The organism is Kocuria sp. ICS0012, assembly GCF_001665945.1.
GTDB classification, from domain to species: Bacteria; Actinomycetota; Actinomycetes; order Actinomycetales; family Micrococcaceae; genus Kocuria; species Kocuria marina.
In genome coordinates, this window is sequence record NZ_LZMM01000086.1 from 1 (window position 1) to 17,911 (window position 17,911).

The window sequence follows — 17,911 nt, forward strand, 5'->3', positions numbered from 1 at the left end:
CCCCGGGCCCAGATGCACCCGGGGCACACCCGTCAGCGCGGCGCCCGCCCGTCAGCGCGGCGGGGGGGTCACCTCGTCCCCGGTGACCCTCACGTCCGCGCTCAGCAGGAACGGGACCTCATCGGTGACCTGGGATGTGGTGCCGTCATAGAGGTCCACCGCGGTGAACTCGATGCGCGCGATCCCCCGGCTGTCGGGCACGTGCCAGCGGCCCGCGGCGGCGTCCTCCAAGGAGACGTAGGGCGTGGGGTAGTCCTTGATGCTCCAGGAGACGCGGCCCTGGATGCGTCCGTCGAACTGATAGGAGAAGGGGCATCCCGCGGGGTAGAGGCTGTCCTGTGCGGCACACTCGTCCAGGTGCTCGTGGATCTGTTTGTCCACCTGGTGGGTGAGGCGTTCGGACGGCTCGGCCTCGAGCTTCATGGTGGTGTTCTCCCGGGCGTCGCTCACGGCCACCTCCTGCGGCTCGGCGCGCACCATGGGGGAGGTGTAGGAGCCCGTGTAGATCCCGGGGTAGAAGACCGCGAACTCACGGGAGGACCCGGGGAGCGCCACGGACGCGCCGTTGATGTCCACCGCGGTGGAACCCGGCATGGCCACGTTCATGGTGGGCAGCGTGGAGGGATCGAAGTCCCACACCGTGAAGAACCCCCATTGCGTCTCCGCGGGGTGGAGCGTGAACTCGGAGGACACCTCATGACCGTTCAGCGTGTAGCTCGCCCGCACCACCGCCCGGTCCCCGGACAACGCGACGGTGCGCACGGACACGTCCTCGAGTCCCTTGCTCGCCTCGGCCAGGGGTTCGCCGTCCAACAGGGCCGCGTTGGAGTCCGGGACCTGGGCGTTGAGCAACCCCAGGGCCTTGCCGCCGTCGCCGGCCTGGAGTGCCTGGAAGTAATCGCGTACGTCCGTCTCGGGCCCGTACGCGTACTTGTTAACGAGCGCAATGGTCACAGCCGCACCCGCGAGCGCCAGCAGGATCAGGACGAACCATGCCCCCACGGCCCTGACGATGCGTTCACTGCGTTCCATGAGTCCCCACGCTAGTGGACGTCCCGGGGAGCGGGCCCCGCGTGTCCCGGCGATGACCCGCCCGCTGCCGGGCCGCTAGGCTGAACCGGGCGGCGCGGGGGCACCGCCCCCGGACGGCGCGATCGCCCACTCCGGTGTGATCCCCGAGGACGGCAGGCACGAGGGCGGCTCATGGCGGAAACCATCCGACAGATCCCGGCGAAGTACGGGGCACCGGAACACGTGTTCCACCCCCGAATGGGGTCGTACGGCCGCCGGCTCGGCGCGGCACTTCCCCCGCTGTTGCTCGTGGTCGTCGCGGTGTTCGTGATCGGGTACCGCCGCCCAGCCGGCCCCGCGATGGGCGTGCTGCTCCTGCTCGCCCTCGTGGGCCTCGTGACGGCCTACGCCTACCTGCGCCCCGCGCTCGTGGTGCTCACCGCGCACCACGTCCTGCTCTCCCGCTGGGTCGGTTTCCGGGCCGTGCCCCGCGAGCGGATCGCCCAGGTGGTCACGGTCCGGACGCTGCTCGCGGCGCGCCCGCGCAGCCGCGGGTCCCGCGGTCGACCCTGCCTCTGGTTCGTCACCCAGGCCGGGCGCTCGGCGCTCTTCCTGGACGGGACGGTCTGGGACGCGCGCACCCTGGACGAGCTGGCCCGGGCGAGCGGCGCCCAGCACGTCAACTTCCAGCGGGCCACGCCGGCGCAGCTCACGGAGCACTGGCCCCGGCTCGTCGCGTGGCGGGTGCGCTACCCGCGCGTGCGCTACGTCGCGACGTCGTGCGCGCTGATCGCGGCGGTCGCCCTGTTCGTGTGGTGGGCCTTCACGCGGGGCCCCGCCTGATACACCCGCCCCAGTCGGCAGCAGAGCCGTCCGGGTGCGACGGCGCTCGGTTCCCGTGCAGGGGCCAGGCCGGGCTCTGACCCCCGGCTTCGGGTCCCACCGCGGGCCGTGGCGCCTCCAGCGCTGCCCTGGACCACGACGACGTTCGGTTCCCTGGGCGACGAGGTCGCTCGGTTCCTTTCGGGGGCCGGGCGGAGACGTGCCCCGCGCCTTCCGCCTTCCGGCTCGGCCGCGGAGCGTGGCGCCCGAGCGGGCCCGGGCGGTTCCGGGTACGACGACGGCCGACCCCCTTCTCGGGGACCGGCCGTCGTACGGTCGGCGGGGCCGCGGTGTGCCACGGCCCGTGCCGGATGCTCAGCGAGCGGCGGTGCTGCCGTCCATGTGGTTGCCGGTGACCGCGCCGTCGGACCGTTCGGCGGAACCCGCCGAGCCCTCGTGCCGGCGGGAACGCTCGATCTCCGCCTTGCGCTCCTCGTTGGCCTCGCGGGTCAGCTCGGCGCCGGCCTCGGCGTCACGCGTGAGGTTCTCGCCCGTCTCCGGGTTGAACACGTGCATCTTGCGGCTGTCCAGCCAGATCTTTGCCGTGGAGCCACCGCGGATGCGGGAGGACGCGTCCAGGGAGACGACCACCTGGGCGGGCATCTCGTCAGCGTCCAGCTCTTGGGCCAGCTCGTTGAGTTTGTGCTGCACGGCGGCATCCTGCTGGTAGTGGATGTAGCCGTACTGCTGGTTGCCCAGCCACTCGGTGTGCGTGAATTCGGAGTCGAAGACGGTCCCGTGGGGGATTTTCGTCTCGTCCACGAACTTCGCGTCCTCGAAGTGCTCCGGGCGCAGGCCCAGCAGCACGATCTCGGGGGCGTTCGTGAGCTTGCCCTGCACGCGCTCCGGAACCTCGATGTCCCCGATCGGGGTGTGGAACACCGAGCCGTTCACGCGCGCCGGGATGAAGTTCATGGACGGAGCGCCGATGAACCCCGCCACGAACAGGTTGACGGGCTGTTCGTAGAGCTCCCGCGGGGACGCGATCTGCTGGAGCTGACCACGCTTGAGCACGGCCACACGGTCACCGAGGGTCATGGCCTCGGTCTGGTCGTGGGTCACGTACAGCGACGTGATGCCCATGCGGCGCTGCAGCTGCGCGATCACCGTGCGCATCTGGCCGCGCAGCTTGGCGTCCAGGTTGGACAGGGGTTCGTCGAAGAGGAAAGCGTCCGCGTCACGCACGATCGCGCGCCCCATGGCCACGCGCTGGCGCTGACCGCCGGAGAGGTTCGCCGGCTTGCGCTCGAGGTGCTCGTTGAGGTCCAGGGTGTCCGCCGCCTCGCGCACCTTGCGGTCGATCTCCTCCTCGCTGAACTGCCCCTTGGACAGGCGCAGCGGGAAGGCGATGTTCTCGTACACCGACAGGTGCGGGTACAGCGCGTAGTTCTGGAACACCATTGAGAGGTTGCGATCACGCGGCTGCTTGTCGTTGACGCGCACCCCGTTGATGTTCAGGTCCCCGGAGGTGATGTCCTCGAGGCCCACGACCATGCGCAGGAGCGTGGACTTGCCGCAGCCGGAGGGGCCCACGAGGATCAGGAACTCGCCGTCGGCGACGTCGATGGAGATGTCGTTGACCGCGGGGAAACCGTCGTCGTACTTCTTGACGAGGTGTTCCATGGTGATTGCTGCCATGTCTACTCAGTCCTATCTATGTCTAAGCGTGGATGGTGCGGCGGGCTCAGCCCTTGACCGCGCCCTGGGTCAGGCCGGAGACGATCTGGCGCTGGAACGCCAGAACGAGCAGCACCACAGGGATGGTCACGATGATCGCCGCCGCGGAAATCGCGCCCGCAGGGGCCTCGAACTGCGAGGCGCCGGTGAAGAACGCGAGTGCCGCCGGGACGGGACGCGCCGCGGAGGTCGAGGTCAGGCCGATGCCGTACACGAAGTCGTTCCACGCGATGAAGAACGCGATGATCGCCGTGGTGAAGACACCCGGCAGCGTGAGCGGCACGATCACCTTGCGGAACGCCTGCCACGTGGTGGCGCCGTCCACCTGGGCCGCGCGGTCAAGGTCCCAGGGGATCTGCTGGAAGAACGCCGCCAGGGTCCAGATGGAGATCGGCAGGGTCAGGGACAGGTAGGGGATGATCAGGCCGAGCCAGGTGTCGTAGAGCCCCACCTGGCGCCACAGGTTGAACAGCGGCGTGACGATGGAGATTACCGGGAACATCGAGACCATCAGCGCGGTGGTCAGCACGATCTTCTTGCCCGGGAAGTCCAGGCGTGCGATCGCGTAGGCGCACAGTGTCGCGAGCACGACGGCCACGAACGTGGAGATCAGTGAGATGCCGATCGAGTTCCACAGGGCCGGCAGGAACAGGTCCTTGGCATCGCCCACGAAGATCTGCTCGTAGTTGCTCGTGACGAACTTCGTGGGGATGAACTTGCCCGAGTTCAGGTCCGAGGAGGATTTGAAGGACGTCATCAGGATGGACAGGACGGGGAAAAGCGCGTAGACCAGCACCGCGATGCTGATGACGGTCCAGCCGATTTTCTGCTTGGTGCTCAACATGGCGGTTACTTCCCCTTCCCAGAGCCACCGGTGAGGTCCACCTTGAAGACCTTTATGGCCACCAGCGCGATCAGCATCACGCAGATGAACAGGATCACCGAGATGGCCGAACCAAGGCCGATTTCCAGACGACCGATGGACGTGCGGTACGCGAGCAGCGAGAGCGTCTCGGTGCCGTACTGGCCCTTGGTCATGATGAAGACGTTGTCGAAGATGCGGAAGGCGTCCAGGGCGCGGAACACCACGGCCACCATGATGGCGGCCTTCATGTTCGGCAGGACCACCTTGCTCAGGCGTTGCCATGCCGAGGCGCCGTCCACACGGGCGGCCTCGGTGAGCTCACCGGGGACCTGTGCGAGCCCGGAGAGCAGCAGCAGCGAGATGAACGGGGTGGTCTTCCAGATCTCCGAGGCCATGATCACGAACAGGGACGGGCCCGCGGAGGCAAACCAGTTGAAGTCCGGACCGATCATGGGCAGCCACGAGAGCCAGTTGTTCACGTAGCCGGTGGTGATGTCGAAGGCGTAGAACCACGCGAACGCGGAGACCACCGTGATGATGCCGTAGGGCACCAGGATGGCGGTGCGCAGCAGGCCGCGCGTGGCCTTGATCGCGCTGTGCATCACGAGCGCGAGGGCGAGGCCCAGGACGAGTTCCACGACCACCGTGACCACGGTGATCAGCAGGGTCACGCCCAGGTCCCGCCAGAACACGATATCCGACAGGGCCGTGGAGTAGTTGCCCAGGAACACGAACTCCTTGTCATCGGGTGCGGTGAGTCGGAAGGAAAACAGCGAGTCCCACAACGCCTGGACGATGGGGTACAGCGTGACCAGGAGCATGATCACGAACGCGGGGCCGGCGAGCAGCCACCCCAGTTTCCGCTCCGAACGGGCCCGGTCCGAGAGATGGCCTCTACGGCGGGACTTCTCCGGCGTGGACGCGCGAGCGCGCGAATCGACGGTGCTACTCACAACAGCGCATCTCCCTTCAGGACTTCCTGAATGAATTCGGTGGTCTCACGCGGAGTGTCCTCGGTGACTTCCGCCGGCGGGGTCCAGTTCTGCTGGATGGCCGTGGAGATCTCGTTGTAGTACGGGGTCTGCGCGCGGGGCTTCGCGGCGTCGAGGGACTTCCGGATGGTGTCGGCCATGGGGTACGCCTTCTTGACCTCGGGGTCGTCGAAGGCCTTCATGGAGGACGGCGGGTTGCCGTTGGTCGCGAAGTACTGGGCCTGGTGCTCGGGGGAGACGATGCACTGCACGGCCTCCCACGCGAGGTCCTGGTTCTCGGACTTGGCGCCCACGCCCAGGTTGATGCCGCCCAGCGGCGGGTGCGCCTCGGTGCCCGCGTCGACACGGGGCCACGTGGTCCACTTGATGTCGTCCAGCACCGACTTGTCGAGGGTGCCCTCGTCCACGGAGGCCTTCGTGGCCGAGTAGATGAACGGCCAGTTGACCATGAACGAGCCCTTGTCCCCCTGGAACTGGATCATGGAGGCGTTCTCGTCCTGGGTGGCCAGACCGGGACCGCCCAGACCCTCGCCACCGATGGCCCCGATGATGTCCGCAGCCTTCTTACCGGCGTCCGAGTCGAGGGTGATCTGGGCGTCCTGGCCCTCCTCACCGCCCGTGACGACCTGACCGCCCGCGGATTCCACGAGGCCGTTGACCCACACGGACATGGCCTCACCGCGCACGCCCTGCACGCCCAGGTACTTGTCCTGGGAGCGGGCGGCATCGATGAGCTGGTCCCACGTGACGGGCTCGGACATGTCCAGGCCCGCGGCCTTGGCCACCGACTCGCGGTACCACAGCAATTGGGTGTTGGCCCAGAACGGGATGGCCACGATCTCGCCGTTCCATTTGGCGCCCTCCAGCGGGCCCTCGAGGGTGTCCTTGGTGGTCGCCTCGACGACGTCGTGCGGGGGCTTGGCGAGGAAGCCGGGTTCCGCGAGCTCCGGGACGTAGGGCGGGTCCAGGCTCATGATGTCCATGGACGTGTCGCCCGCGGCGAGGCGGCGGGCCAGCTGTTCGCGCTGGGACGCCGCGTCACGCGGGAGCAGCGACGTCTGGATCTTGTACTTGCCGCCGGACGCGTCCGAGCACTGCTGGGCGAGGACGTCCTGGCCGCCGTCATCCGGGTTGATGTACCACGTGAGCGTGGGCGGGCCGGACTCCCCGCCGCTGCACCCCGTGAGCAGCATGGCGGACGCCGCCGCAGCGGCCGCTACGCTGCGGACCGTGCGGGGCTTGCCGGCCCTGCGAGAGTGGTGAGTGGACTTCACAATGGTTCCTCCCCTGATGAGCGCCTGTACTGACGGAATGGGTCCGGCGCTCCCCGTAGGAATACCGGTCATTTCAGCATCTGCTCAGTGTAGGCGTGGCGTGGGTCACGGACCGTGTGTTACCCGCTTTCGGGGATGGTGGCGTGGCGGCCGGTGTGTCAGGAGAGGAAGACCGCGGCCACCGCCATCGTGGCCATGGACACGACCGTGGTGAGCAGGACAGTGTCCCGGCACACCGTGGTGGCCCGGTCGTAGCGCACGGCCGCTACGTAGAGGTTCTGCGCGGTGGGCAGCGCGGCCATGATCACGGCCGCGTACAGGGCGTGCCCGGTGAGCCCGAGCGCCCACGCGAGCAACAGCGCGAGCCCGGGGTGCACGACGACCTTGGCCCCGGTCGCGAGCAGCGTGTCCACCCGGGCGCCGGGGGAGGCCAGGGGGCGGGAGCCCACCAGCGAGAGACCGAAGGCGAGCAGCATAGCGGGAACGGCCGCACCCGCCACGATGCGCACGGGCTCCATCGCGAGGTCGGGCAGGCGGATCCCCGTGGCCGCGGACATGATGCCCAGGGCGGAGCCCATGATGAGCGGGTTCGTCACGATGTTCTTGAGCACCGAGCCGACCGTGGGGCGCCGCCCGCCAGTGAGGGTGTCCATGACCGTGAGGTACAGCGGCGTGTTGATCGCCAGCTGAAACAGCATCACCGGGGCCACCTGGGACGCGTCCCCCAGGACGAACAAGGCGATGGGGATCCCCAGGTTGGCGGCGTTGACCTGCCCGGCGGCCTGCGCGCCCATCACCACGGTGGCGGCGTCCCGGGAGAACACGAACCGGGAGAGCAGTGCGTACGCGATCATGGTGAGCCACGCGGACGCGGCCGCCACGAGCAGCGGCGCGGAGAAGATGTGGTGGATGTCCGCTTCGGAGATGGTGGTGAACAATAGCGGCGGGGACGCCACGTAGAACGCGAGTTTGGACAGCACCCGCTGGCCGTCCGGGCCGAGCACCCCCGCGCGCCCGATCACGTAACCCAGCCCGATCACGGCCCATACGATGAAGAACCCGGAGACGACTCCGCTCATGAGCTCATCTCCTCGCGTCGGCGGGTCCGCGCCCCCGGGAGCGCGGCAGGGTCACAGGCCCGCGACGGCCGCGTCCTCCCGGGCCTGCAGGTGGGCGCGGGCGTGCGGCGGGCGGAGCATGTCCCCCACCACGGCGTCCGCGGGGTCCGAACCGAGCGCCACGATCCTGTTGTGCTCGTCCACATGTACCACGTGGGGTTCGTAGTTCTGCGCCTCGGCGGTGTCCATGAGACCGTACGCGATCAGGATCACCAGGTCACCCGGGTGCACCAGGTGCGCCGCGGCACCGTTGATGCCCACGACGCCGCTACCGCGCTCGCCCGCGATCGTGTATGTCTCGAGCCGCGCACCGTTGGTGACGTCCACGATCGCCACGAGCTCGCCGGGCAGGATGTTCGCGGCGTCCAGCAGGTCCTGGTCCACCGTCACGGACCCCACGTAGTGCAGGTCCGCCTGGGTCACGGTGGCTCGGTGGATCTTCCCGGTGAACATGGTGCGCAGCATGATTGCTCCTGATGCGATGGGTGGTGTGGTTCGCGGTCCGGACCCGCCGGCCGCCCGTCGTGAGGGCCGAGGTGGTGTTCGGGGCGGGTCCTCGGCGCGAAACGCCCCGGGACCAGATGGTTCCCGGGGCGTTTCACGATTCGTGCGGAGCGGCTGACGGGAATCGAACCCGCGTATCAGGCTTGGGAAGCGTGCGCTCTACCATTGAGCTACAGCCGCATCGTTCGTGCGGGACCGTGCGGTCCACGTTTGAACGCCCACCACTCTACAACACGTTTCGGTGCGTGGTTGTTCCGCGGCGTCGTCACCGGCGCCCGCGCGGGACCGTGGACTACCGTGGACACGTGCTCATCTCAGACCGCGACATCCGCCGCCACCTGGACTCCGGGCGCGTGCGCCTGGAACCGTACGATCCCGCGATGGTCCAGCCCGCGAGCGTGGACGTGCGCCTGGACCGGTGGTTCCGGCTGTTCGACAACCACAAGTACGCGCACATCGACCCCTCCCAGGAGCAGCCCGATCTCACGCGACTCGTGGAGGTGGCCCCGGACGAGCCGTTCGTGCTGCACCCGGGGGAGTTCGTGCTGGGGGCCACGTACGAGAAGGTCACCCTGCCGGACGACGTCGCGGCGCGCCTCGAGGGCAAGTCCTCCCTGGGGCGGCTGGGCCTGCTCACGCACTCGACCGCCGGGTTCATCGACCCGGGGTTCAGTGGGCACGTGACGCTCGAGCTGTCCAACATGGCCACGCTGCCCATCAAACTGTGGCCCGGCTCCAAGGTGGGGCAGCTGTGTTTCTTCCAGCTCTCCTCCGCGACCGAGCACCCGTACGGCAGCGGCGCGTACGGCAACCGCTACCAGGGCCAGCGGGGCCCCACCGCGTCGCGCAGCCACCTGAACTTCCACCGCACGATCATCGAGTGAGCTCACGCATCGAGTGACCCTGCGTATTGAGTGAGCCCGCCTGCGTGAGTGCGGCTCACACGCGGGCTGTGGTGAACCCCTCGGGCGGGCGGGGCGTGAGCAACAACAGCACGAGACCCGCGGCCACGACCACCAGGATCCCCAGGATGCCCCAGATCTGGGCGCCCATCAGTGTCACGAACACCCCGAACAACCCGGGGGCCATGAAGCTCACCGCGCGGCCCGTGGTGGCGTACAGACCGTAGATCTCGCCGTCGCGGCCCGGCGGGATGAGCCGTCCCAGGTACGTGCGCGACGCCGCCTGCGCGGGTCCCACGAACAGGCACAGTGCCAGCCCGCACACCCAGAACGCGATCTTGCCGTGCCAGAACAGCAGGGCCGTTCCCGCCACGAGCACACCCACGAGGGACGCGGTGATCACGACGCGTGGGCCCAGCGCGTCGTCGAGTGCGCCGCCCACGAACGCACCCAGTGCCGCGATGAGATTGGCCGCGACGGCGAACATGATGACCTCGGTGAGCGAGAACCCGAAGCTGCCCGCGGCCAGGACCCCGCCGAACGTGAAGACCCCGGCCAGTCCGTCCCGGTAGACCGCGGAACTGAGCAGGAAGACGACCGTGGCACGCGAGACCCGCCACAGGGCCGCGATGGTGCGGAAGAGCTCGGCATAGGCGCCCAGGATGCCGCGGCGGCGAGGCTGTGCGGGGGCCGCAGCGGCGTCGTCGATGGATGCCCGGAACGGCATACTTCGTGCCTTGAGCATGAGGGGCAGGCAGAACACGAGGATCCATGCCGCGCTGAACAGTGCCACGGCGCGGTAGTTGAGGGCGTCGTCGGTGGGGATGCCCAGGAAACCGGGTGTGACGAAACCGAACAGGACGAAGGCGAGGGCGAAGATCCCGCCCACGTACCCCGCGCCCCAGCCCCACCCGGAGACCTTACCCATGCGCTGGGGACCGGCCAGCGCGGGGAGCATGGCGTTGTAACTGACCGTGGCGAACTCCTGGGCCACGCTGCCCACGGCCACGAGCCCCACACCCAGGAACAGGAAGGCGGGATCGGGTCGGGCGAGGAACGCGAGACCCGTGCACAGGACGAGCACCACGGTGTTGCCGGTGAGGAACGTGGCGCGGGACCGGGGGGAATCACTGCGCTGGCCGATCAGCGGCGCCGTGAGCGCGATCGCGAAACCCGCAATCGTCATGGCGATGCTCAGCACCGTGGACGTGTACTCGCTCGACCCGAACGCCGGGCTCGTGAGGTACACGGTGAACACGAACGTGAGCATCACGGCGTTGTACGCGGACGTGCCGGTGTCCCACAGGCACCACATGAGCACGCGGGCGCGCGAACCGCCCTCGCCGGGGCGCGGGGCGCGCGGGGGACGTCCAGGGGCCGCCGTGGACGGGTGCTGACCGGTCATGGGCTCACCCTACGGGCCCGGTGCCCTCCCGCCCAGGGCCCGGCGCACCTGGGCAGTGGGGGTGCCGCGGCGAGGGGCCCATGACGTGCGACGAAACGGGCCGTCACCCTGCTTTGTTATGCTGGGAACTCGAAACTGCCACCCCATTTCCGCCCGGATCCCCGTGGGCCCATTTTCAGGTACCCGTGGGTAGTCCGTGGCTCGAGAGGTAAGGTCCCATGATCGCGGTGCTGCTTGTCCACGGGCTCGCGGCCCTGTGTGCACCCGCGATCCTCAAGCGCACCGGACGATCCGGCTTCTACCTCGTGGCGCTCGTCCCGTTCGCCAGCCTGATCTGGCTCTTCACCCAGACCTCCCGCGCCCACGCGGACGTCCAGGGGTGGACCAGCACCGTGGAATGGATCCCGCAGCTGGGGATCTCGCTGTCCTTCCGGATGGATTCCCTCGCGTACATGATGTGCCTGCTGGTGCTGGGCGTGGGGGCCCTCGTCCTCGCGTACTGTGCGCGCTACTTCAAGTCGGACGCCCAGGGCATCGGCCCGTTCGCCGCCCAGCTCGTGGCCTTCGCGGGCGCCATGTTCGGTCTGGTCACCGCGGACGACCTCATGGTGCTGTTCGTGTTCTGGGAGATCACCTCGGTGCTCTCCTTCCTGTTGATCTCCTATTCGCGCACCAAGCTCGCCGCGCGTCGAGCGGCCCTGCAGGCGCTCATCATCACCACCGCGGGCGGTCTGGCGATGCTCGTGGGCCTGGTGATGCTCGGCAACGCCGCCGGGACCTTCCGGATCTCCGGGGTCCTGGAGGCGGCCCCCGAGCTCCTGGGCTCCACCACGGTGGACGTGGCGCTCGTGCTGATCCTGGCCGGCGCCGTCTCCAAGTCCGCGCTGTTGCCCACCCACTTCTGGCTGCCCGCCGCCATGGCGGCGCCCACCCCGGTCTCCGCCTACCTGCACGCCGCGGCCATGGTCAAGGCCGGGATCTACCTCGTGGCGCGGCTCGCTCCCGGGTTCGTGGACACCCAGTGGTGGCTGCCCGTCACCCTGACCCTGGGCCTGGGCACCATGATCTTCGGCGGCTGGGTCGCGCTGCGCCAGTTCGACCTCAAGCTGATCCTCGCGTACGGCACGGTGAGCCAGTTGGGCTTCATCACCGCGGTCGTGGCGTTCGGCACGGCGGACACCGCGATGGCCGGCATGGGCATGGTCATCGCGCACGGTCTGTTCAAGGCCACCCTGTTCCTGAGCGTGGGCATCATCGACCACCAGGCCGGGACCCGTGACATCCGCAGGCTCTCCGGTGTGGGTCGTACGGCACCCATGCTGTTCGTGGTGGCCATGATCGGTGCGGCGTCCATGGCCGGCATCCCGCCGCTGCTCGGCTTCGTGACCAAGGAAGCGGTACTCACGGCGTTCGTGGACCACGCCGCGGACCCGCTCGCGATGATCGCGCTCGTGTGCGTGGTGCTCGGCTCCATCCTCACCTTCGCGTACAGCGCGCGGTTCCTGTGGGGCGGCTTCGCGCGCAAGCCCGCGCAGTTCTCCGATCTCGACGCCGCCGAGGACGGTCAGTCGGTCATCGGCGAGTTCACCCCGGTGCCGTGGGCCTTCCTCGTGGCGCCCGCGGTGCTGGCCCTGCTCACGGTGGTGTTCGGCCTGTGGCCCGCACCCGTGGAGGCAGGGATCGTGCGCTACCAGGAACAGTTCCCGGACGTCGCCGAATCCCACGTGCACCTGGTGCTGTGGCACGGGCTGACCCCGGCGCTGGGGCTCTCCGCGCTGATCATCGGCGTGGGCGCGCTGTTGTACGTCGCGCGCCGGCCCGTGGGCTCGTTGCAGGACCGGTTGCCGAAACTGCCCACCGGTGACTTCGTCTACCGCAAGATCATCAACGTGCTGGACATGGTCGCGGTGTGGCTCACCGGCCGGACCCAGCGTGGTTCGCTGATGTTCTACCTGTCCGTGATCCTCGTGACCGCGATCGTGGTGCCGCTCGTGGCCCTGTTCTGGTACGAGACCCCGCCGCTCGCCGGGTTCCGCTACGCGGATTCCCCGGCTCAGCTGGTCACCGGGATCGCCATGATCGTGGCGGCCCTGCTCGTGCTCACCGCGGGCAAGCGGTTCCTGGCCGTCCTGCTGGTCTCGGTCACGGGTTACGGCTTGGCCCTGACGTTCGCGCTCCACGGCGCGCCGGACCTCGCCCTGACCCAGACGCTCGTGGAGACGATCTCCCTCGTGGCGTTCGTCCTGGCGCTGCGCTCCCTGCCGGGCCCGCTGTGGAACCGCCGGCCCGCCGGGCACCGGGTGTTCCGCGCGGTCTTCGCCGTGGTGTTCGGACTGTTCATGATGGCGCTCGCGGTGTTCTCCATCTCCTCGCGGTCGGCGGAACGGATCTCCCTGGAACTGCCGCGGATGGCCTACGAGATGGGCGACGGCGCCAACGTGGTCAACGTCCTGCTCGTGGACATCCGCGCGTGGGACACCATGGGTGAGATCACCGTGCTCACGGTGGCCGCCACGGGCATCGCGTCCTTGATCTTCGTCAAGGGACGCGGGGACCGCTTGCGCAGTGAGCGCCACGAGCTGGACACCCAGCAGCTGAAGGTCGTGCGTGGCGCGGACTCCGCGGCGCACTCCCCGCACGCGAACACCCGCCAGCTCGAGGTCGCCCGCCGGTTCACCTCCCGCCCGGACGCGGACCCGTTCCTGCTCGCGGGTCGAACGCTGGCCCCGGAGCGGCGCTCGATCATCTTCGAGGTCGTGGCCCGACTGCTGTTCCACACCTTCATGCTCGTGTCCTTCTACCTGCTCATCGCGGGGCACAACATCCCCGGTGGTGGTTTCGCCGGCGGCCTGATGGCCTCCCTCGCCCTGACCATGCGCTACCTCGCGGGCGGACGCTACGAACTCGAACGCGCGACCCCGGTCAATGCGGGCTGGATGCTCGGCGCGGGCCTGGCGATCGCTTCCCTGTACGCGATCGTCCCCGTGTTCTTCGGCGGGGCCGTGATGGAGAGCTACACGTTCGAGTGGGACATGCTCGTCTTCGGTCACGTCAAGTTCGTCACCGCGGTGATCTTCGACATCGGTGTCTACCTGATCGTGGTGGGCCTGGTGCTGGACATCCTGCGCTCCCTGGGCGGGCGGATCGACGAACACATCGAGCGTTCCGCCGTGGAGTCCCGGAAGAAGCGCGCGGGCCGCGGCGCCCGGATCCGCCTGACCCGTAACGGCCCCGGGGTCACCGCGCACCGGGTGGACGACCCCGATGCTCCCGAGGGCTCCTTGGTCTCCGGGGACGAGCCCCAGGAGGCACAGCGATGACCGTGAATCTCACACTCCTGGTGATCATGGGTGTGTTGTTCTCCGTGGGGGTCTACCTCCTGCTGGAACGCTCGCTCACCCGCGTACTGCTGGGCATCATGCTGCTCACCAACGGGGCCAACCTGCTGATCCTGCACACGAGCGGCACGCCCGGCATCGCGCCGTTGTACGACGCCGCCCGCGACCCCTCGGAGTACTCGGACCCGCTGCCACAGGCGCTCGTGCTCACCTCGATCGTGATCTCGCTCGCCACGACCGCCTTCATCCTCAGCATGATCTGGCGTTCGTGGATCCTGGCCCGCCGGGACGAGATCCAGGACGACCTCGAGGACCGTCGCGTGGCGCAGCAGTCCTCGTACGACGCCGAGGACGACGACGCCCTGCCGCAGGACACCTCCGAGTTCAACCACGCGGACGCCCGGTTCGCGCCGTCGCGTCACAATGAGGAAGAGGCCGCCGAATCGCCTGGTCACTACAGGGCCGAGAAGTTCTCCGAGGCGCGAGGGAGGAGCCCGCATGACCACTGATCCGGCACAGTTCGCGCCGCTCGCGGTCCTGATCCCGTTCCTCGGCGCCGCCCTGAACTTCATCATCGTCCACCGCAACCGGCTGCAGCGCGGGGTGACCGTGGGCGCCATGGTGCTCACGCTGATCCTGAACGCGTTCATGCTCGCGAACGTATGGAACCAGGGCCCACAGGTCGTGCACCTGGGGGACTGGGCCGCCCCGTACGGCATCGTGATGGTCGTGGACCAGTTGTCCGCGCTCATGCTCGTGGTCTCCGTGGTGGTGTCCCTCGCGGTGTTGATCTACGCGGTCAGTGAGGGTGTGGCCAGCGGGGACGACGAGGGCCCCATCTCCATCTTCTACCCCACGTTCCTGCTGCTGGTCGCGGGTGTGTCCCACGCGTTCCTCGCGGGTGACCTCTTCAACCTCTACGTGGGCTTCGAGATCCTGTTGACCGCCTCCTACGTCTTGCTCACCATGGGTGGTACGGCGCAGCGGATCCGCGCGGGCGTGACCTACGTGGTCGTCTCGGTGATCTCCTCCATCCTGTTCCTGATCTCCCTGGGGATGATCTACGGCGCCACGGGCACCGTGAACATGGCGGACCTGTCCGTGAAGCTCGCGGACCTGCCGCAGGGCACCCAGATGCAGTTGCACCTGATGCTGCTGATCGCGTTCGGGGTGAAGGCCGCGATCTTCCCGCTGTCCTTCTGGCTGCCCGACTCCTACCCGACCGCGTCCGCACCGGTGACCGCGGTGTTCGCCGGTCTGTTGACCAAGGTGGGCGTCTACTCGATCATCCGCACCGAGACCTTGTTGTTCCCCGGGACGCAGATCAACGACCTGTTGATGTGGGTCGCGTTGTTGACCATGGTCGTGGGCATCCTGGGCGCGCTCGCCCAGATCGACATCAAACGTATGCTCTCGTTCACGCTGATCAGTCACATCGGCTACATGATCTTCGGCATCGCACTGGGCACGCAGGCCGCGCTGGCCGCGGTGGTCTACTACATCGCGCACCACATCGTGATCCAGACCAGCCTGTTCCTGATCGCCGGGCTGATCGAGCGCCGCGGTGGCTCCACCAACGTGGACCGTCTCGCCGGGATGCTCAAGATCTCCCCGCTGCTGGGTGTGCTGTACATGATCCCGGCCCTGAACCTGGGCGGCATCCCGCCGTTCTCGGGCTTCCTGGGCAAGGTGGGCCTGCTGGAGGCCGGTGTCGAGGCCGGGACGTGGCTGAGCTACCTGCTCGTGGGCGTGTCCGTGTTCGTCTCGCTGCTCACGCTCATGGCCCTGATCCGCGTGTGGAACCGTGTGTTCCTGCGCAACGTGGACGACGCCGAGTACCCGGACCCCGTGCTGCGCGCCACCACCGCGGAGGGCCGCCGTCCCCGCACGTCCCGCGCGGTCGCGGGCGAGTCCGGTAGCCGCTTCTCCGGCCGGTCCCCGGTGGTACTGCTGCCCGGGACCATGGTGGGCGCGACCACCGCGCTCGTGGCGGTGGGTGTGGCGCTCACGGTCTTCGCCGGGCCGCTGTTCGATCTCGCGGACAACGCGTCCGAGAACCTGATCAATCCGGATCGATACGTCAATGCCGTGCTGGCCCCCGTGGGTCCCGGCGGTGTGAGCGAGGAGGGCCGATGAGTACGTCCCCGATGCAGCGCCGCTCCCGGAACTCCCTGCGGGCCGAGCTGCCCCTGATCCTGTGGCTCGTGGTCGTGTGGGGTGCCCTGTGGGGTGACTGGAGCGTGGGCAACCTGGTCTTCGGGCTGATCCTCGCGGTGTTCGTGACCCGCACGCTCACGCTGCCCCCGGTGCGGTTGTCCGGGCGGTTCAACGTCCTGCATTTCGCGCTGTTCGTGATCACGTTCATCTGGCAGGTGGCCCGGGCCAGCGTCCACGTGTTCGGTGTGGCGCTCATGCAGGGCCCCAAGGTGCACAACGCGGTGCTGCGGGTGAAGCTGCGGCAGAACAACGACCTGCTCATGACGGCCGTGGGTCACACCATGGCGCTGATCCCGGGCTCGCTCGTGGTGGAGGTGGATCGCGGCAACGGGATCCTGTACTTCCACGTGCTGGACGTCTCCACGCCGGAGGAGGCGGAGTCGTTCCGGGAGTCCGCGCTGAACATCGAGGCGGCGTGGATCAAGATCATGGGCTCCAAGGAGGACCTCGCGAAACTGGAGGCCTCGGGTGACGCGGGTGGCGCGGACGCCTCCGGCGCCGTCGCGTCGCCGACCACCAAGATGAACAAGGCCCTGGACGGCCTCAGGGAGGAGCGGCCATGACCATGTTCGACGTCGCCGTGTGGGTGTGCGGTGCGATTCTCACCGTGGCGGCCGCGGGCACGATCTACCGGCTGGCCAAGGGCCCGTCTCTGTTGGACCGGGTGATCGCCACGGACGTGCTGCTCGCGATCGTGGGTGCGGGTCTCGCCATCGAGATGGTGTACAACCACCACTCCAGCAACATCATCCTGCTCGTGATCATCTCCCTGGTGGGCTTCCTGGGCTCCGTGACGGTCGCGCGCAACGTGGGGTTGGAGCGCTCATGAACTGGCACACCGTCCTGGACGTCATCGCGCTGCTGTGCCTCGTGGGGGGCTCCCTCATGTCCCTGGCCGCGGCGGTGGGTCTGGTGCGCTTCCCCGATCTGCTCTCGCGCATGCACGCCGGGACCAAGCCCCAGGTCCTGGGGTTGCTCCTGCTGCTCACGGCCGTGGCGATCGAGAGCGGCAATCCCGGCATGATCCCGCTGATGATCCTCGCGTGGCTGTTCCAGCTGCTCACGGTGCCCGTGTCCGCGCACATGGTGGGCCGCGCCGCCTACCGCTCCAAGCACCTGAACGAGAAGAACCTCGTGGAGGACGAGCTGCGCGAGGTCGTCGCGCGCGCCGGCGAGGAAGAATCTCGCTGAGGACGTAATTCTCGGTGGGGCCGGGTTCCTTCCGCCCCGTCGCGCCCGGCGCTTCGTATGCTGGGCAACGAGCACGACGTCGTCGGCCGCCCGGTGCCGCCGACACCCACAGGACAAGGAGAACCTCATGAACAAGGCAATGGACATTTTCGGCACGGTGGCGTCCCTGGGTGGCGTGGCCCTGGCCAACAAGGGCCTGTCCGCGGTGTGGAAGCAGGTCACGGGCAACGAGCCCCCCGCCAAGAACCCGGACCCGGACGAGGCCTGGACCGACATCATCATCTGGGCCGTGATCACCGGTGTCGTGGGCACCGTCATCAAGGTGGGGATCTCCCGCCAGGTGGCCAAGTTCGAGTCCAAGGACTCCGATCCCTCCCGCAGCTCCCAGAGCGAGATCTGAGCCGCGGGTCCCGCGCCACCCGTACGGGTGGGCCGGGGCCGCGTAGGACGCACGTACGACGGCGGGTGGTGTTCTTCCCCTCCTGGGATCTTCAGGAGGATTCAGCATGACGCAGGTCGGTAACACCCCCACCCG

At 68.4% G+C, this 17,911-nt stretch carries 17 protein-coding genes and 1 tRNA gene; 9 read left to right on the plus strand and 9 right to left on the minus strand.

Going from position 1 to position 17,911, the window contains the following annotated elements; translation table 11 throughout:
- Positions 1–51: 51 nt before the first annotated feature.
- On the minus strand, positions 52–1,032 hold the full coding sequence (locus A5728_RS13145) for a hypothetical protein (RefSeq protein WP_064847493.1): 981 nt from the start codon (positions 1,030–1,032) through the stop codon (positions 52–54).
- Between the two features lie 171 nt (positions 1,033–1,203).
- On the opposite strand from A5728_RS13145, the gene A5728_RS13150 reads away from it, so the two are divergent.
- Positions 1,204–1,854 (plus strand): hypothetical protein, encoded by a 651-nt coding sequence (locus A5728_RS13150; protein WP_064847494.1) that lies wholly within the window; start codon positions 1,204–1,206, stop codon positions 1,852–1,854.
- A gap of 354 nt (positions 1,855–2,208) precedes the next feature.
- Here the strand turns inward: A5728_RS13150 and A5728_RS13155 are convergent, their stop codons facing one another.
- The 7 genes from A5728_RS13155 to A5728_RS13185 form a co-directional block, all read right to left on the minus strand.
- Positions 2,209–3,531, minus strand: coding sequence for an ABC transporter ATP-binding protein (locus A5728_RS13155; protein WP_064847495.1), 1,323 nt, complete (start codon positions 3,529–3,531; stop codon positions 2,209–2,211).
- 46 nt (positions 3,532–3,577) lie between these two features.
- Entirely contained in the window at positions 3,578–4,414 is an 837-nt protein-coding gene (locus tag A5728_RS13160; RefSeq protein WP_064847496.1) for a carbohydrate ABC transporter permease, read from the minus strand.
- Between the two features lie 5 nt (positions 4,415–4,419).
- Complete coding sequence (locus tag A5728_RS13165; protein ID WP_064847497.1) at positions 4,420–5,388, minus strand: carbohydrate ABC transporter permease; 969 nt, start codon at positions 5,386–5,388, stop codon at positions 4,420–4,422.
- Positions 5,385–6,701 (minus strand): extracellular solute-binding protein, encoded by a 1,317-nt coding sequence (locus A5728_RS13170; RefSeq protein WP_064847498.1) that lies wholly within the window; start codon positions 6,699–6,701, stop codon positions 5,385–5,387. The genes A5728_RS13165 and A5728_RS13170 overlap by 4 nt, the downstream gene beginning before the upstream one ends.
- A 158-nt stretch (positions 6,702–6,859) precedes the next feature.
- Positions 6,860–7,780 carry an AEC family transporter gene (locus A5728_RS13175; protein ID WP_064847499.1) on the minus strand — a complete coding sequence of 307 codons (921 nt, stop codon included), beginning with the start codon at positions 7,778–7,780 and terminating at the stop codon, positions 6,860–6,862.
- Between the two features lie 51 nt (positions 7,781–7,831).
- Entirely contained in the window at positions 7,832–8,284 is a 453-nt protein-coding gene (gene panD, locus A5728_RS13180) for an aspartate 1-decarboxylase (RefSeq protein ID WP_035964064.1), read from the minus strand.
- Positions 8,285–8,432: 148 nt separating this feature from the next.
- A tRNA-Gly gene (locus tag A5728_RS13185) sits at positions 8,433–8,503 on the minus strand.
- Positions 8,504–8,628: 125 nt separating this feature from the next.
- Here A5728_RS13185 and dcd point away from each other — a divergent pair.
- Complete coding sequence (dcd, locus tag A5728_RS13190) at positions 8,629–9,207, plus strand: dCTP deaminase (RefSeq protein WP_064847500.1); 579 nt, start codon at positions 8,629–8,631, stop codon at positions 9,205–9,207.
- A 55-nt stretch (positions 9,208–9,262) separates the two neighbouring features.
- On the opposite strand, the gene A5728_RS13195 is transcribed toward dcd, so the two are convergent.
- A complete protein-coding gene (locus A5728_RS13195; RefSeq protein ID WP_064847501.1) occupies positions 9,263–10,630 on the minus strand; it encodes an MFS transporter in 1,368 nt (455 codons plus the stop codon).
- Positions 10,631–10,848: 218 nt separating this feature from the next.
- On the opposite strand from A5728_RS13195, the gene A5728_RS13200 reads away from it, so the two are divergent.
- The 7 genes from A5728_RS13200 to A5728_RS13230 all read left to right on the plus strand — a co-directional run bounded on the left by A5728_RS13200 (position 10,849) and on the right by A5728_RS13230 (position 17,776).
- Positions 10,849–13,950: a Na+/H+ antiporter subunit A gene (locus A5728_RS13200; protein ID WP_064847502.1), complete on the plus strand. Its 3,102-nt coding sequence runs from the start codon at positions 10,849–10,851 to the stop codon at positions 13,948–13,950.
- On the plus strand, positions 13,947–14,477 hold the full coding sequence (locus A5728_RS13205; RefSeq protein WP_064847503.1) for a Na(+)/H(+) antiporter subunit C: 531 nt from the start codon (positions 13,947–13,949) through the stop codon (positions 14,475–14,477). The genes A5728_RS13200 and A5728_RS13205 overlap by 4 nt, the downstream gene beginning before the upstream one ends.
- Positions 14,467–16,104 carry a Na+/H+ antiporter subunit D gene (locus tag A5728_RS13210; RefSeq protein ID WP_064847504.1) on the plus strand — a complete coding sequence of 546 codons (1,638 nt, stop codon included), beginning with the start codon at positions 14,467–14,469 and terminating at the stop codon, positions 16,102–16,104. The genes A5728_RS13205 and A5728_RS13210 overlap by 11 nt, the downstream gene beginning before the upstream one ends.
- Positions 16,101–16,748 (plus strand): Na+/H+ antiporter subunit E, encoded by a 648-nt coding sequence (locus tag A5728_RS13215; RefSeq protein WP_064847505.1) that lies wholly within the window; start codon positions 16,101–16,103, stop codon positions 16,746–16,748. The genes A5728_RS13210 and A5728_RS13215 overlap by 4 nt, the downstream gene beginning before the upstream one ends.
- Before the next feature lie 2 nt (positions 16,749–16,750).
- Positions 16,751–17,014 carry a monovalent cation/H+ antiporter complex subunit F gene (locus A5728_RS13220; RefSeq protein ID WP_035964181.1) on the plus strand — a complete coding sequence of 88 codons (264 nt, stop codon included), beginning with the start codon at positions 16,751–16,753 and terminating at the stop codon, positions 17,012–17,014.
- Positions 17,011–17,376 (plus strand): monovalent cation/H(+) antiporter subunit G, encoded by a 366-nt coding sequence (gene mnhG / locus A5728_RS13225; RefSeq protein WP_035964074.1) that lies wholly within the window; start codon positions 17,011–17,013, stop codon positions 17,374–17,376. Before A5728_RS13220 ends, mnhG begins: the two co-directional genes overlap by 4 nt.
- A 127-nt stretch (positions 17,377–17,503) precedes the next feature.
- On the plus strand, positions 17,504–17,776 hold the full coding sequence (locus A5728_RS13230) for a DUF4235 domain-containing protein (protein WP_035964077.1): 273 nt from the start codon (positions 17,504–17,506) through the stop codon (positions 17,774–17,776).
- Positions 17,777–17,911: the final 135 nt, after the last annotated feature.